The organism is Micromonospora sp. CA-248260, assembly GCF_050942205.1.
GTDB lineage: Bacteria > Actinomycetota > Actinomycetes > Mycobacteriales > Micromonosporaceae > Micromonospora > Micromonospora antibiotica.
The window spans coordinates 3,984,501-3,997,472 of the sequence record NZ_CP192021.1; the positions used below are offsets into that span (position 1 = coordinate 3,984,501).

Sequence of the window (12,972 nt, forward strand, 5' to 3'; positions counted from 1 at the left end):
CACGGTGACCGGCGGTGGTCGCGGAATTCCCGCGCGTGGTCCAAGGCATGAGGAGACCGTCTTGAGTACACATCGGACCGTTGGCGACGAGGACCTGTTGGCGGGGACGGAACGACACGTCCCCGCCAACGGCGTGCGGCTCTGCGTGGGCACCTTCGGCTCGCCGGAGCACCCGGCCCTGCTGCTGGTCAGCGGGGCGTCCAACTCGATGGACTGGTGGGCCGACGGGCTGTGCCGGCGCCTCGCCGACGGCGGCCGGTACGTGGTGCGCTACGACCACCGGGACACCGGCCGGTCCACCGGCTGGCCGGCCGGCTCCCCCGACTACCACTTCGACGACCTGGTCGCCGACGCCGCCGCCCTGGTGGAGCAGCTCGACCTGGGGGCCGCCCACGTGTGGGGCATCTCGATGGGCGGCGCGATCGCGCAGCGGCTGGCCGTGGAGCATCCACAGCGGGTCGCCTCGCTGACGTTGAGTTCGACCAGTCCCGCCCTGCGGATCGGCGAGCGCCCCTACAACGACCTGCCGCCGATGTCGAAGTCGCTGATGGCCAGCTTCGGCGAGTCCCGCCCCGACCCGGACTGGGCCGACCCGGACTCCGTCGTGGAGCACATCGCCACCGGTCAGCGACCGTTGACCGGCAGCGTCGCGCTGGCCGGGGCGGAGCTTCGGGAACTCGTGGCGCGGGCGGTGGCGCGGACCGTCGACATCCGGGCCAGCCTGGCCAACCACTGGTCGATCGACGGCGGGGCGGAGTACCGCGACGCGCTGGGCGGGATCACCGTACCGGCCCTGGTGGTGCACGGCACCGAGGACCCGCTCTTCCCGTACGGGCACGGGCAGGCGCTGGCCGACGAACTCCCGGTCGCCCGGCTGCTGCCGCTGCCCGGGGTGGGGCACCAGATGCCGCCCCGGGCGACGTGGGACACGCTCGTGCCGGCAGTCCTGGCGCACACCGGTGGCGGCCCCGGGAAACCCACCGGGTGAGCACGTCTGCGGAAGACAACCGCGCCTCCGCTCTGCCAGCGTGGACACGGCCCCTGACGCGCCGCTGATCACGGACGTCGGTGGGTCGACCCTGACCACCGACGGCTGGAGCGTGACGCCATCAGATTCGACCACGTCGGCGACCCGGCCGGCCGTACGTCCACAGGGGGGATCGACACCCGGCGGGGTGCCGGTGCGGACGGCCACCGGTGGCCATGGTCCGGCTAGTCCTGCGCCGGCTGGCCTGGACCGGGCCGTTGCTGTTCGTCGTGTCGGTCCTGTGCTTCCTGCTGATCTCCCTGGTGCCCGGTGACCCGGCCCGCACGGTGCTCGGCCCGCTGGCCCCGCCCGAACAGGTCGAGGCCCTGCACCGGCAGATGGGGCTGGACCGCCCGCTGACCGTGCAGTACCTCAGCTGGCTGGTCGACGCCGTGCACGGTGACCTGGGCCGGTCGGTGAGCACCGGCACCGCGGTCGGCCCGCTGATCGCCAGCCGGTTGGCCCCGACGCTGTCGCTGATCCTGCTGGCCACGCTGACCGTCGGCGTGGTCGGCACCGCCCTCGGCGTGCTCAGCGCCGTCCGGGGTGGACCGTTCGGGCGGCTGGTCGACGTGGCCTCCGTGGTGGGTCTCGCCGTACCCGGATTCTGGCTGGCCCTGGTGCTGATCACCTGGTTGGCGGTGCGGTGGCGGCTGTTCCCGGCCACCGGCTACGTCCCCTTCGGGGAGTCCCCGGTGGGGTGGCTGCGGTCGCTGGCGTTGCCGGTGGCCGCGACGTCGCTGGCGGCGGTCACCGCGGTGGCCAAACAGACCCGCGACTCCATGTTGGACGTATTGAGCCGCGACTTCGTACGGGTGATGCAGGCCAACGGCCTGTCCATCCGCTCGATCGTCTACCGGCACGCGTTGCGCACCGCCGCGGTGCCGGTGGTCGCGCTGCTGGGAGTGATCTCCGCCAGCCTGCTCGGCGCGACCGTGCTGATCGAGAACATCTTCGGCCTGCCCGGCCTGGGCTCCGGGGCCGCGCTCGCCGCCGCCCAGCACGACATTCCGGTCCTCCAGGGGGCGGTGGTCTGCTACACCCTGATCGTCGTGGTGATCGGCCTGCTCGCCGACCTCGCCCAGGCGTGGTTGGACCCCCGGGTGGGGGCCCGGTGAGCCGGCCGGCGGCGGTGGCGGTGCGGGTGTTGCGCCGCCCGCTGGTGCTGCTCGCCGTGCTGTGGCTGCTGCTGGTGCTGGCCTGCGCCCTGCACCCTGAGCTGGTCACCGGCCGGGACCCGGTCGACCAGGACCTGCCGGCCGCCCTGGGGGGGCCGTCGGCCGCCCACCCGCTGGGCACCGACCGCCTCGGCCAGGACCTGCTCAGCCGGCTCGCATACGGCGCGGCGGGCACGCTGTGGGGGGTGCTGGTGGCGGTGCTGACGGCCACCGTGGTCGGGGTGGGTCTGGGCCTGCTCGCCGGCTACCTCGGCGGGGTCGTCGACGCGCTGGTCGGCCGGCTGGCCGACCTGCTGTTCTCGTTGCCGGCCATCGTGATCCTGCTGGTGGTTGTGGCCGTCTTCCCGGGCGACGTCACGACCGCCATGCTGACCTTCGGGTTGCTGCTCTCCTCCGGCCTGATCCGGGTGGTCCGGGCCGCCACCCGGTCGACCCGGGAGGAGCTGTTCATCGCGGCGGCCCGGCTGGCCGGGCTCTCCACGCCGCAGATCCTGCGCCGCCACGTGCTGCCCCGGCTGCGCGGCCTGGTCATCGTCCAGGCGTCCCTGGTCGCGGCGATCGCCCTGGTGATGCAGGCGAGCCTGGCCTTCCTCGGGTTCGGGCCCCCACCGCCGGAGCCGAGCTGGGGCGGCATGATCGACGAGGCCCGGATGGTCATCGTCCGCCACCCGTGGGCCCTGGTTCCGCCGGGGCTGGCGGTCGCGTTGACCGTGCTCTCCTTCGTGCTGCTCGGCGACGCCGCCCGCGACGGCGCGACCGCCGCCTGGGCGACGACGAAACTGGCCCGCCGACGCCGGCGGTCCGGCCGGCGCGGAACCCACCCCACGGGGTCCGCACCGCCCCACCCCGTGGGGTCCGCGCCCGCCCACCCCGTCGAACCGCCGCCGGCCGGCCGGCCGGGCCACGCCGACACGTTGCTGTCGGTACGCCGCCTGTCGGTCCAGCTCCCGGGTGGTCCCGGCCGGGGGGCGCGGACCGGCACCACCGTGGTCAGCGACGTCGACCTCGACGTCGGTCCGGGGGAGATCGTCGGACTGGTCGGCGAGTCGGGCTGCGGCAAGACGGTCACCGCGCTGAGCATCCTCGGGCTGCCCCCGGGCGACGGGCAGCTCACCGGCAGCTGCCACTTCGCCGGCCTCGACCTGGTCAGGGCCGGCGACCGGCAGTGGCGCACGGTGCGGGGCCGCCGGATCGGCTACGTCGCGCAGGACCCGATGGTGAGCCTGGACCCGACCCTGCGCGTCGGCGTGCAACTCGCCGAGGCGGTCCGCCGGCACACCGGGCTGGGTCGACGATCGGCCCGGGCCCGGGTGCTGGCGCTGCTGCGCGACGTCGGCCTACCCGAACCGGATACCGCCGCGCGACGGTATCCGCACCAGTTGTCCGGCGGGATGGCCCAGCGGGTGGCGATCGCGATCGCGTTGGCCGGGGACCCGGAGCTGCTGATCGCCGACGAGCCGACGACCGCGTTGGACGTGACCCGGCAGGCCGAGATCCTGGCCCTGCTCGCCCGGACCAGCCGGGAACGGCGGTTGGCCGTGCTGCTGGTGACCCACGACCTGGGGGTGGTGGCGGCGCTCTGTGACCGGGCGGTGGTGATGTACGCCGGTCAGGTCGTCGAGTCCTGCCCGGTGACCGAGCTGTTCGCCCGCCCCCGGCACCCGTACACCCGGGGGTTGCTGGCGGCCGATCCGCACCGGGCGTCCCGCGCGGGCCGGCTGCCCACGATCACCGGCACGGTGCCCGCCCCCGGGCAGTGGCCGACGGGGTGCCGGTTCGCGCCGCGCTGCCCGCTGGCCACCGAGTCCTGCCGGCACGCCCCGGTGCCGCTGGACCGGCTCGGCCCGGCCCACGCCGTGCGCTGCGTACGGCCGGACGAGGACCGGGCGGCGGCGTGAGCGGGCGGCCGTTGCTCGCGGTGCACGACCTGGTGGTCGACCTCGGACACCGACGGTCGGCGACGCGGGTGGTGGACGGGGTGAGCCTGACCGTGGCCGCCGGTGAGACGGTCGGGCTGGTCGGTGAGTCCGGTTCGGGCAAGTCGACGATCGCCCGCGCGGTCTTGGGCCTGACGCCGGTGACCGACGGCCGGATCCTCATCGACGGGGTGGACGTCACCCGTGCCGGCCGGCGGCAGCGCCGGGCGCTCAGCGGCGACGTGCAGCTGGTGTTCCAGGACCCGTTCAGCTCGCTCAACCCGGCCCGCCGGGTCGGCGACAGCCTGGTCGAGCCGCTGCTCAACCGGCGGGGCGTCGACCCGGCGCGGCGGCGGGTGCTGGTCGCCGAGGCGCTGCACCGGGTGGGCCTGCCGGCCGAGGCGGCGCACCGCTATCCGGGGCAGTTCTCCGGTGGGCAGCGGCAGCGCATCGCCCTGGCGCGGGCCCTGGTCGGCAGCCCCCGCCTGCTGGTCACCGACGAGCCGGTGTCCGCGCTGGACCTGTCCGTCCGCGCCCAGATCATCAACCTGCTCGCCGATCTGCAGGCCGAGCTCGGTTTCGGTCACCTGTTCATCGCCCACGACCTGGCGGTGGTGCGGCACCTGTCGCACCGGATGGTGGTGCTGCACCGGGGACGGGTGGTCGAGGCCGGTGACGCCGAGACCGTGTACCGGCGGCCCACGCACCCGTACACCCGTGCGCTGTTGGCCGCCGTGCCGGTGCCGGACCCCGTCCGGGCCCGCGCCGCGCTGGCCGCCTTCGCCCGGCAGCCGCCCCCGGCCGGTCCGGCCCCCGACCTCGGGGTCGACCCGGCAGCCGACCGGCACCCGACCTCCTGACCACACACCCTGCTCCCCCTCGACACCGGCGTCCGCCGGGAAAGGATGGCCATGTTCGCGCATCGTCCGCGCCGAAGCGTCCACCAGGTACGAGTCCTGGTCGCCGCCGCGCTGCTCACGGTCGGCTCGCTGACCGCCTGTTCCGGCACCGCCGAGCCGGGGGGCGGCGCCGACGACGCCGTCCTGACCATGGCGGTGGCGGCCCCGCCGACGCTGGACCCCTACAAGGCCAACATCGACCTGAACAACATTCCGACGGTGGCGCTGGCGTACGCCCCACTGATCCGGATGAACGCCGACCGGACGTTCACCGGGGAGCTGGCCGAGTCGTTCGGCTACGTCGACCGGCAGAACAAGGTCTTCCAGCTCAAGCTGCGCCCGGGGCTGACCTTCGCCGACGGCACCCCGCTGGACGCCCCGGCGGTGGTCAAGTCGCTGGAGTACATGCGGACGGTCAGCCCGAAGGCGAAGACCTGGGCGGCCACCATCACCAGCGTCACCGCACCCGACGCCGCCACGGTGGTGGTCACCAACAGCGCCCCGAACCCGGTGATGCGGCAGCTGTTCAGCCAGGCGATCCTGTCCGGCTCGGTGGTCTCCCCCGCCGGGCTGACCGATCCGGGCCAGCTCGCCCAGCGCACCTTCGGGGCCGGCCCGTACCAGCTCGACCCGGCCGGCACGGTGGCCGGCGACCACTACACCTACCTGCCCAACCCCCGGTACTGGAACAAGGAGGGGCAGCACTGGAAGAAGGTCGTGGTCCGGGTGCTGCCGGACGCGAACGCCACCGTGCAGGCCATCCAGGCGGGGCAGATCGACTACGCCGCGCTCAACGCCGACGCCGGTCCGGCCGTCGTCGCCGCCGGGCTCAAGCACATCACGGCGAGCGTGGCGGTGCTCGGCATGGTGCTCGCCGACCGCGACGGCACCGTCGCCGCGCCGCTGCGCGACGTGCGGGTACGCCAGGCGTTGAACCACGCCATCGACCGGGCCACGATCGCCAAGACCATCTTCGGCGAGTTCGCGCACCCGACCAGCCAGATCGCCGCCCCCGGCTTCGACGGCTACCAGGCGGCCCTGGACGACCGCTACCCGTACGACCCGGACCGGGCCAAGGCGCTGCTCACCGAGGCGGGTTACCCGAACGGCTTCACCGTGAAGGCCGAGGCGCACACCCCCGGCATCGCCGCCGTCGCGCAGGTGGTGGCCGGGCAGTGGAAGAAGATCGGGGTGACCGTCGAGCTGACCACCGACACCCAGGTGCCGCAGTGGCTGGAGCACGTGATGTCGCGCAAGTTCCCGGTCACCGCGTTCGGCTACGGCAACCTGCCGACCTACCTGTCCTCACTGGACTTCATGCGGCCGGTGGCCAACCCGTTCAACCCGTATGCCACCGACGACGCGCAGTTGAAGCAGTTGCTGCAGCGGGCGGTCGCCGAGCCGGAGCCGACCACCCAGGCGGGGTTGTTCCAGCAGGCGGTGGCCCGGCTCACCGAACTGGCCTGGTTCGCCCCGGTGGTGCGGATGGACGGTATCGCGGTGACCGGCACCCGGGTCGCCCCGCTGGAGGCGGCGGCCGACAACGGGCTGCCGAGCGTGGTGACGGTCCGCCCGGCCGGCTGACCACCGCCGGTCCACAGTGGTCGTACGGGCGGCGGGGTACGACGGCACGCTGGGAGGTGTCCGGCCTCCCGGCCTCTGCCACGATCTACTGGTAATGGTCACTACCGGTATCCGTCGCCGCGCAGTTCCGGCGGCGCCCTGAGCCGTCGGAGCCGCAGATGCGCGTGCTGATCACCAGCGCACCGATGCACGGCCACCTATTCCCGTTGGTGCCGCTCGCCTGGGCGCTGCGGGCGGCGGGGCACGAGGTGCTGGTCGCCTGCACCGAGCACTTCGTGCCGACCGTGACCCAGGCGGGTCTGCCGGCGGTCTCCGCCGGGCCGGGGATGGACATCCGCGAGCTGGTGCGGCCGGATTCGCCGCACGGCATCGAGGACGACCCCTACGGACACGGCGAGGTCTTCGCGACAATGGCGTCGCGGAACCTCGCCGGTACCCTGGCGACCGTCCGGTCCTGGCGACCGGACCTGGTGCTCGCCGAGCGCTCCGAGTACGCCGGCCCGGTGGCCGCCCGCGCCGCCGGTGTCCCGTACGTCGAGCTGCACTGGGGTGTCGCGGAACTCGTCGAGTACCGGGCCGCCGCCGAGACGGTGCTCCGGGGTGACCTGCACCGGCTCGGGTTGACCCGGCTGCCCCGGGCCGATCTGGTGCTCGACCCGTGGCCGCCGAGCCTGCGGCTGCCGCACGCCCGGGCCCACCTGGGGTTGCGGCCGGTGCCGTACAACGGTGCCGCCCGGGTACCGGAGTGGCTGCTCGACCCGCCGCCGCGGCCCCGGATCGGGCTGACCATGGGGACCGTCCTGCCGCACCTGACCGACGCCGGGATGGGTGGTCTGCTCACCGGGCTGGTCGAGGAGCTGGCGACCCTCGACGCCGAACTGGTCCTGGCCATCGACGACGAGGCCGCCCGTCAGCTGCCACCGCTGCCGTCGGCGGTCCGGTACGCGGGCCGGATTCCGCTGTCGGAGCTGGTGGCGACCTGCCGGTTGCTGATCCACCACGGCGGACAGGGTTCCGCCCTGACCGCGCTGGCCGCGGGTTGTCCGCAGCTCGTGCTGCCCAAGTTCGACGACGCGTTGGACAACGCGGAGGCGATCGCCGCCGCCGGGGTGGGGTTGGCCGTCCGGTTGGACGTGGCGACCCCGCGCGGGGTGGCCGACGCGGCGGGGCTGGTGCTGGGCCAGTCCCGGTTCGCGGTCGCGGCCGGTGCGGTGGCCGACGAGGTCGCGGCACAGCCGTCCCCGGCCGAGACCGTCCGGGCGCTCACGCGGTTGGCCCGGCGGGAGACCGCCGATGCCGCGCCGGCCGGCGGGTCGGCCGTCCGGTGGCCGCGGTGAGCGCCGACGGCCGCCGGGTCCCGCCGGCATCCGGCCCGACCGGCGACCGGCGCGGCCCCACCACCGGTACGCACACCTGTCGCGATCACGAGAAGGAGTCCGGGCATGAGTGACCGTAGAGCGCTGCTGCTCGACGAGGTCCGTAAGTTCCACCAGGACGCACAGCCCAACCAGCCCTTCATCCCGGGGGTGACCGAGATCTGGCCCTCCGGGGCACTGCTCGACGCCGAGGACCGGGTGGCGCTGGTGGAGGCCGCGCTGGACATGCGGATCGCGGCCGGCCCGCTGGCCCGCAGGTTCGAGTCGGAGTTCGCCCGCAAGATGCACCGCCGCAAGGCGCACCTGACCAACTCCGGCTCGTCGGCGAACCTGCTGGCGGTGAGCGCGCTCACCTCCGACCTGCTGGAGGACCGGCAGCTGCGCCCCGGCGACGAGGTGGTCACGGTGGCCGCCGGGTTCCCCACCACGGTCAACCCGATCCTGCAGAACGGGTTGGTGCCGGTCTTCGTCGACATCGATCTGGGCACCTACAACACCAGCGTGGAGCGGGTGGCCGCGGCGATCGGCCCGAAGACCCGGGCGATCATCCTGGCCCACACGCTGGGCAACCCGTATCCGGCCCGGGAGATGGCGGAGCTGGCGGACGCGCACGACCTGTTCTTCGTCGAGGACAACTGTGACGCGGTGGGCTCCACCTACGACGGTGCGCTGACCGGCACGTTCGGCGACCTGTCCACGGTGAGTTTCTATCCGGCCCACCACCTGACCATGGGTGAGGGTGGCTGCGTGCTCACCTCGAACCTGGCGTTGGCCCGGATCGTCGAGTCGCTGCGCGACTGGGGTCGGGACTGCTGGTGTCCGCCGGGCGAGTCGAACACCTGCCTGAAGCGGTTCAAGTACCAGCTCGGCACGCTCCCCCAGGGCTACGACCACAAGTACATCTACTCGCACGTCGGCTACAACCTGAAGGCGACCGACCTGCAGGCCGCGTTGGGGTTGACCCAGTTGGCCAAGCTGGACGAGTTCACCGCGCTGCGGCGGCGCAACTGGCGTCGGCTGCGCGAGCGCCTCGACGGGGTGCCGCACCTGCTGCTGCCCGAGGCCACCCCGAACAGCGAGCCGAGTTGGTTCGGGTTCGTCATCACCGTCGACCCGGCGGCGCCGTTCACCCGCTCCGAGCTGGTGGCGTTCCTGGAGGACCGGCGGATCGGCACCCGGCAGCTGTTCGCCGGCAACCTGACCCGGCACCCGGCCTACCTGAACCAGCATTACCGGGTGGTCGGCGAGCTGACCAACAGCGACATCGTCACCGAGCAGACCCTCTGGGTGGGGGTCTATCCGGCACTCACCGACGAGATGATCGACTATGTCGGAGCGTCGATCCTGGATTTCGTCGCCGCCCGGGGATGACCGACGGGGAAACGCCTGAAGTCGAGAGGACGAATTCCTTTTCGGCTGCCCTCGCCGACCAGCCGACCCGATGTCGCCGACCCCACCGACGAAAACGACGCGGCACCCCGTGGCCGCGTCGACCTACCCACGCTGAGCTGCACGTCTGTATTGTGTCGTAGCGACGGTGCTGGTTGTGACCTACCGGTGGGACAATCATCTCCGACCTTGGAGGTGCGGTGAAATATCTGATCCTGATCAGCCACAACGAGCAGGCTCGTGACGCGTGGCAGGACATGTCCGACACCGAACGGCAACTGGGCGTCAAGGCCCACGCCGCCCTCGTCGAAGACCTCGCCGCCGCCGGTGAACTGATCGTCTCCGAAGCGCTGGCCGATCCGGCGACGGCCCGTCGGGTCCGGGTCGACCGGGGCCGCACCATCGCCACCGACGGCCCGTTTCCCGAGGTGAAGGAGTATCTCGCCGGCTTCTACCTGGTGGAGTGCGACACCATCGAGCAGGCGGTGGCGCACGCGGCCCGGGTGCCGGAGGCGCAACTCGGCCTGGTCGAGGTGCGCCCGGTCCTCGACGCCGCCCGGCCGGACGCGTGACCGTCACCACCGACGTCGAGGACCTGCTGCGCGAGCACGCGCCGCAGGTGCTCTCCACCCTGGTACGCCTGCACGGCGGCTTCGACACCTGTGAGGACGCCGTGCAGGAGGCCCTGCTCGCGGCGGCCGTGCAGTGGCCGGAGGAAGGGTTGCCGGCCAACCCCCGGGGCTGGCTGACCACGGTCGCCTCCCGCCGCTGGACGGAGTTGTGGCGCAACGACGCCGCCCGCCGCCGCCGGGAACGTGCGGTGGCCGCCCTGACCGCCCCGGAGCCCGGTCGGGTCTCCGCCGTGGACGACACGCTGACCCTGCTGATGCTCTGCTGCCATCCGGCGCTCACCCGGGTTTCCCAGGTGGCGCTCACCCTGCGGGCGGTCGGCGGGCTCAGCACCGCCGAGATCGCCCGGGCGTTCCTGGTGCCGGAGTCCACCGTCGCCCAACGGATCAGCCGGGCCAAGCAGCGCATCCGGGCCAGTGGCGCCGAGTTCCGGATGCCGGCGCCCGAGGATCGGCCGGCCCGGGTGGCCGCCGTGATGGAGGTCCTCTACCTGATCTTCAACGAGGGTTACACGGCCAGTTCGGGGCCGGCGCTCAACCGGATCGAGCTGACCGCCGAGGCGATCCGGCTGACCCGGCAACTGCACGAGCGCCTGCCCGACGAACCGGAGGTCACCGGGCTGCTGGCGCTGATGCTGCTCACCGACGCCCGACGGCCGGCCCGCACCGGCCCCGACGGGGCGCTCATTCCGCTGGCCGAGCAGGACCGGTCCCGGTGGGACGGGCGGGCCATCGCGGAGGGCGTCGCGTTGATCACCCGCACCCTGGCGACTGCGCCGGTCGGGCCGTACCAGGTGCAGGCGGCGATCGCGGCGGTGCACGACGAGGCGGCCCGTGCCGAGGACACCGACTGGCCCCAGATCCTCGGGCTCTACAACCTGTTGCGGCGCATCGCGCCCGGTCCGATGGTCGCCCTGAACCGGATCGTGGCGGTCGCCATGGTGGACGGGCCGGAGGCCGCGCTCGCGGAGCTGACCGCCGCCCAGACCGATCCGGTGCTGGCCGGTAACCACCGGGTGCACGTCGTGCGGGCCCATCTGCTCGACCTGCTCGGTGACCGGGCGGAGGCCCGGCGGCACTACCTGCTGGCCGCCCAGGCGACGCTCAGCGTCCCGGAGCAGCGGTTCCTGCGGCTACGCGCGACCCAACGGGCCTGACCGGTCGGTGAGTCCGGCGGCCCACGGGCTCCCGAATTCGCTCCCGACCGAGACGCAGAAACGACGAATTAGCCGGAAAGGCCGAAAGGCCGATGCCGGCAACCGAAAGATGAAACAATTTTGACGCAAGCGCGGATGACCATGATTGTCTATGTTTTATAGCCTCCCCGTAGCGGTCGACAGCAACTCCCTCAGTGCTGTCCGGCCGGTCGGCCCGGAGCACGCACCACCTCTTCCGGGGCTACCGGCGCCGCCTATTCCCGACGCCCGACGAACGCGCGGAATCGGGACGGACCCGAGACCGCGGGTAGTGGAGAGCAGAACATGGCCATCCCCTCGACCCCTGTCCCCGGCGCCGCCACGAGCGCCTCCGAACGACTGCACGCCCTCGACGCGGTACGCGCGGGAGCCCTGCTCCTCGGCGTCGTGCTGCACACGACACTGTCCTTCCTGGAGCCCCGCACCTGGGTGGTGGGGGACGTGTCGACGAGCCCGGTGATGAACGGCACCTACTTCGTCATCCACGTGTTCCGGATGACGCTGTTCTTCCTGATCGCCGGCTTCTTCGCCCGGCTGCTGCTGCACCGGCGCGGCACCGCCGGGTTCGTCCGCAACCGGGCCGTGCGCATCCTCGCCCCACTGGCGATCTTCTGGCCGGTGGTGATGGTCTCCACCGTGGTGGCGATCATCATCGCGGCGAACCTGGCCGGTGAGGAGGTGCCCGGGGCCACCCCGATGACCCTGCGCACCTTCCCGCTGACCCACCTGTGGTTCCTCTACTGGCTGCTGGTCCTCTACGTGCTGGCACTGGTCGTCCGCGCGGTGGTCAACCTGCTCGACCCCGACGGCAGCCGGCGCAGCGGACTGGTCGACCCGATCGTCCGGAACGTCGTCGCCCGTGACCTCACCCCGCTGGTCGTCGGCGCCCCGCTCTGCGTCGCCTTCCTGCTCAAGCAGGACTGGCTGCTCTGGTACGGGGTGCCGCCGGCCGAGAACGGGCTGATCCCCAACCCGGTGGGCCTGGTCGCCTACGGGTGCGCGTTCGGCTTCGGCTGGCTGCTCAACCGCCAGGTGGACGTGATCCGGGTGTGGGAGCGGCGGTACCCCCGTAACCTGGTGGCGGCGGTCGTGCTCACCGCGATCGCGCTGGCCATGGTGGGGCTCACCCCGGACACCGAACCCGAGTCGCTGGGCTGGCACAAGATCGGCTACGCGGTCGTCTACACGCTGGCCGTGTGGGCGTGGACGATGGGCCTGATCGGGGCGGCCATGCGGCACCTGTCCCGGCCGAACCCGTCGATCCGGTACGTGGCCGACGCGTCGTACTGGGTCTATGTCGTCCACCTCCCGCTGGTGATGGCGCTACAGGCGGCGGTGTCGCAGGTGGCGGTGCCGTGGTTCGTCAAGTTCCCGGCCATCCTGCTGGTCACCTATCCCCTCACCCTGCTCAGCTACCGCTACCTGGTCCGTTACACGTTCATCGGGGCGCTGCTCAACGGGCGGCGTCGCCGGAGCACGGAGCCGGCCGAGGTGGCCGTGCCACAGACCGCCGCACACTGACCGCCGCACACCGACCGCCGCGCCGCGCGGGCGCCGGTGGTCGCGTGGGCCGAGTCAGCCCCGCCGGAAGGGGGATCCGGCGGGGCTGACGCCTGCCGGGGGGACGGCAGGTTCTCCGGCCCGGACCGGGGGGACGGTCCGGGTGGCACACCGGGACCGGTGCGGCCGGTCCCGGGCTGCCGGCCGGCCCGGGGAAGGGCCGGCCGGCCCGTCCCGCACCGACCCGGGGGGTGGGTCAGTGCGGGGCGGGAACGGCG

General features: G+C 73.0%; 10 protein-coding genes. All 10 read left to right on the forward strand.

Annotation, left to right across the window (positions count from 1 at the left end):
* Nucleotides 1-61 precede the first annotated feature (61 nt).
* Nucleotides 62-988 carry an alpha/beta fold hydrolase gene (locus ACQP2H_RS17620; RefSeq protein ID WP_219462652.1) on the forward strand — a complete coding sequence of 309 codons (927 nt, stop codon included), beginning with the start codon at nucleotides 62-64 and terminating at the stop codon, nucleotides 986-988.
* A gap of 215 nt (nucleotides 989-1,203) precedes the next feature.
* Complete coding sequence (locus ACQP2H_RS17625; RefSeq protein WP_219462654.1) at nucleotides 1,204-2,145, forward strand: ABC transporter permease; 942 nt, start codon at nucleotides 1,204-1,206, stop codon at nucleotides 2,143-2,145.
* A complete protein-coding gene (locus ACQP2H_RS17630; protein ID WP_433228097.1) occupies nucleotides 2,142-4,103 on the forward strand; it encodes a dipeptide/oligopeptide/nickel ABC transporter permease/ATP-binding protein in 1,962 nt (653 codons plus the stop codon). Before ACQP2H_RS17625 ends, ACQP2H_RS17630 begins: the two co-directional genes overlap by 4 nt.
* Nucleotides 4,100-4,981 (forward strand): ATP-binding cassette domain-containing protein, encoded by an 882-nt coding sequence (locus tag ACQP2H_RS17635; protein WP_363823877.1) that lies wholly within the window; start codon nucleotides 4,100-4,102, stop codon nucleotides 4,979-4,981. Before ACQP2H_RS17630 ends, ACQP2H_RS17635 begins: the two co-directional genes overlap by 4 nt.
* Nucleotides 4,982-5,032: 51 nt before the next feature.
* The gene (locus ACQP2H_RS17640; RefSeq protein ID WP_219462660.1) at nucleotides 5,033-6,604 is read left to right on the forward strand and encodes an ABC transporter substrate-binding protein; all 1,572 of its coding nucleotides are present in this window, start codon (nucleotides 5,033-5,035) and stop codon (nucleotides 6,602-6,604) included.
* Nucleotides 6,605-6,762: 158 nt separating this feature from the next.
* The gene (locus ACQP2H_RS17645) at nucleotides 6,763-7,941 is read left to right on the forward strand and encodes a nucleotide disphospho-sugar-binding domain-containing protein (protein WP_219462662.1); all 1,179 of its coding nucleotides are present in this window, start codon (nucleotides 6,763-6,765) and stop codon (nucleotides 7,939-7,941) included.
* A 105-nt stretch (nucleotides 7,942-8,046) separates the two neighbouring features.
* Nucleotides 8,047-9,351 (forward strand): lipopolysaccharide biosynthesis protein RfbH, encoded by a 1,305-nt coding sequence (gene rfbH, locus ACQP2H_RS17650; RefSeq protein WP_208566643.1) that lies wholly within the window; start codon nucleotides 8,047-8,049, stop codon nucleotides 9,349-9,351.
* Between the two features lie 218 nt (nucleotides 9,352-9,569).
* Nucleotides 9,570-9,941 (forward strand): YciI family protein, encoded by a 372-nt coding sequence (locus ACQP2H_RS17655; RefSeq protein WP_219462666.1) that lies wholly within the window; start codon nucleotides 9,570-9,572, stop codon nucleotides 9,939-9,941.
* A complete protein-coding gene (locus ACQP2H_RS17660; RefSeq protein WP_219462668.1) occupies nucleotides 9,938-11,155 on the forward strand; it encodes an RNA polymerase sigma factor in 1,218 nt (405 codons plus the stop codon). Before ACQP2H_RS17655 ends, ACQP2H_RS17660 begins: the two co-directional genes overlap by 4 nt.
* Before the next feature lie 324 nt (nucleotides 11,156-11,479).
* Nucleotides 11,480-12,715, forward strand: coding sequence for an acyltransferase family protein (locus ACQP2H_RS17665; protein ID WP_219462670.1), 1,236 nt, complete (start codon nucleotides 11,480-11,482; stop codon nucleotides 12,713-12,715).
* Nucleotides 12,716-12,972: the final 257 nt, after the last annotated feature.

Bases quoted from the DNA above. Each gene is read 5' to 3' on its own strand.
- ACQP2H_RS17625 (WP_219462654.1), top strand. From the start codon at position 1,204: ATGGTCCGGCTAGTCCTGCGCCGGCTGGCCTGGACCGGGCCGTTGCTG.
- ACQP2H_RS17645 (WP_219462662.1), top strand. From the start codon at position 6,763: ATGCGCGTGCTGATCACCAGCGCACCGATGCACGGCCACCTATTCCCG.
- rfbH (WP_208566643.1), top strand. From the start codon at position 8,047: ATGAGTGACCGTAGAGCGCTGCTGCTCGACGAGGTCCGTAAGTTCCAC.
- ACQP2H_RS17665 (WP_219462670.1), top strand. From the start codon at position 11,480: ATGGCCATCCCCTCGACCCCTGTCCCCGGCGCCGCCACGAGCGCCTCC.
- ACQP2H_RS17640 (WP_219462660.1), top strand. From the start codon at position 5,033: ATGTTCGCGCATCGTCCGCGCCGAAGCGTCCACCAGGTACGAGTCCTG.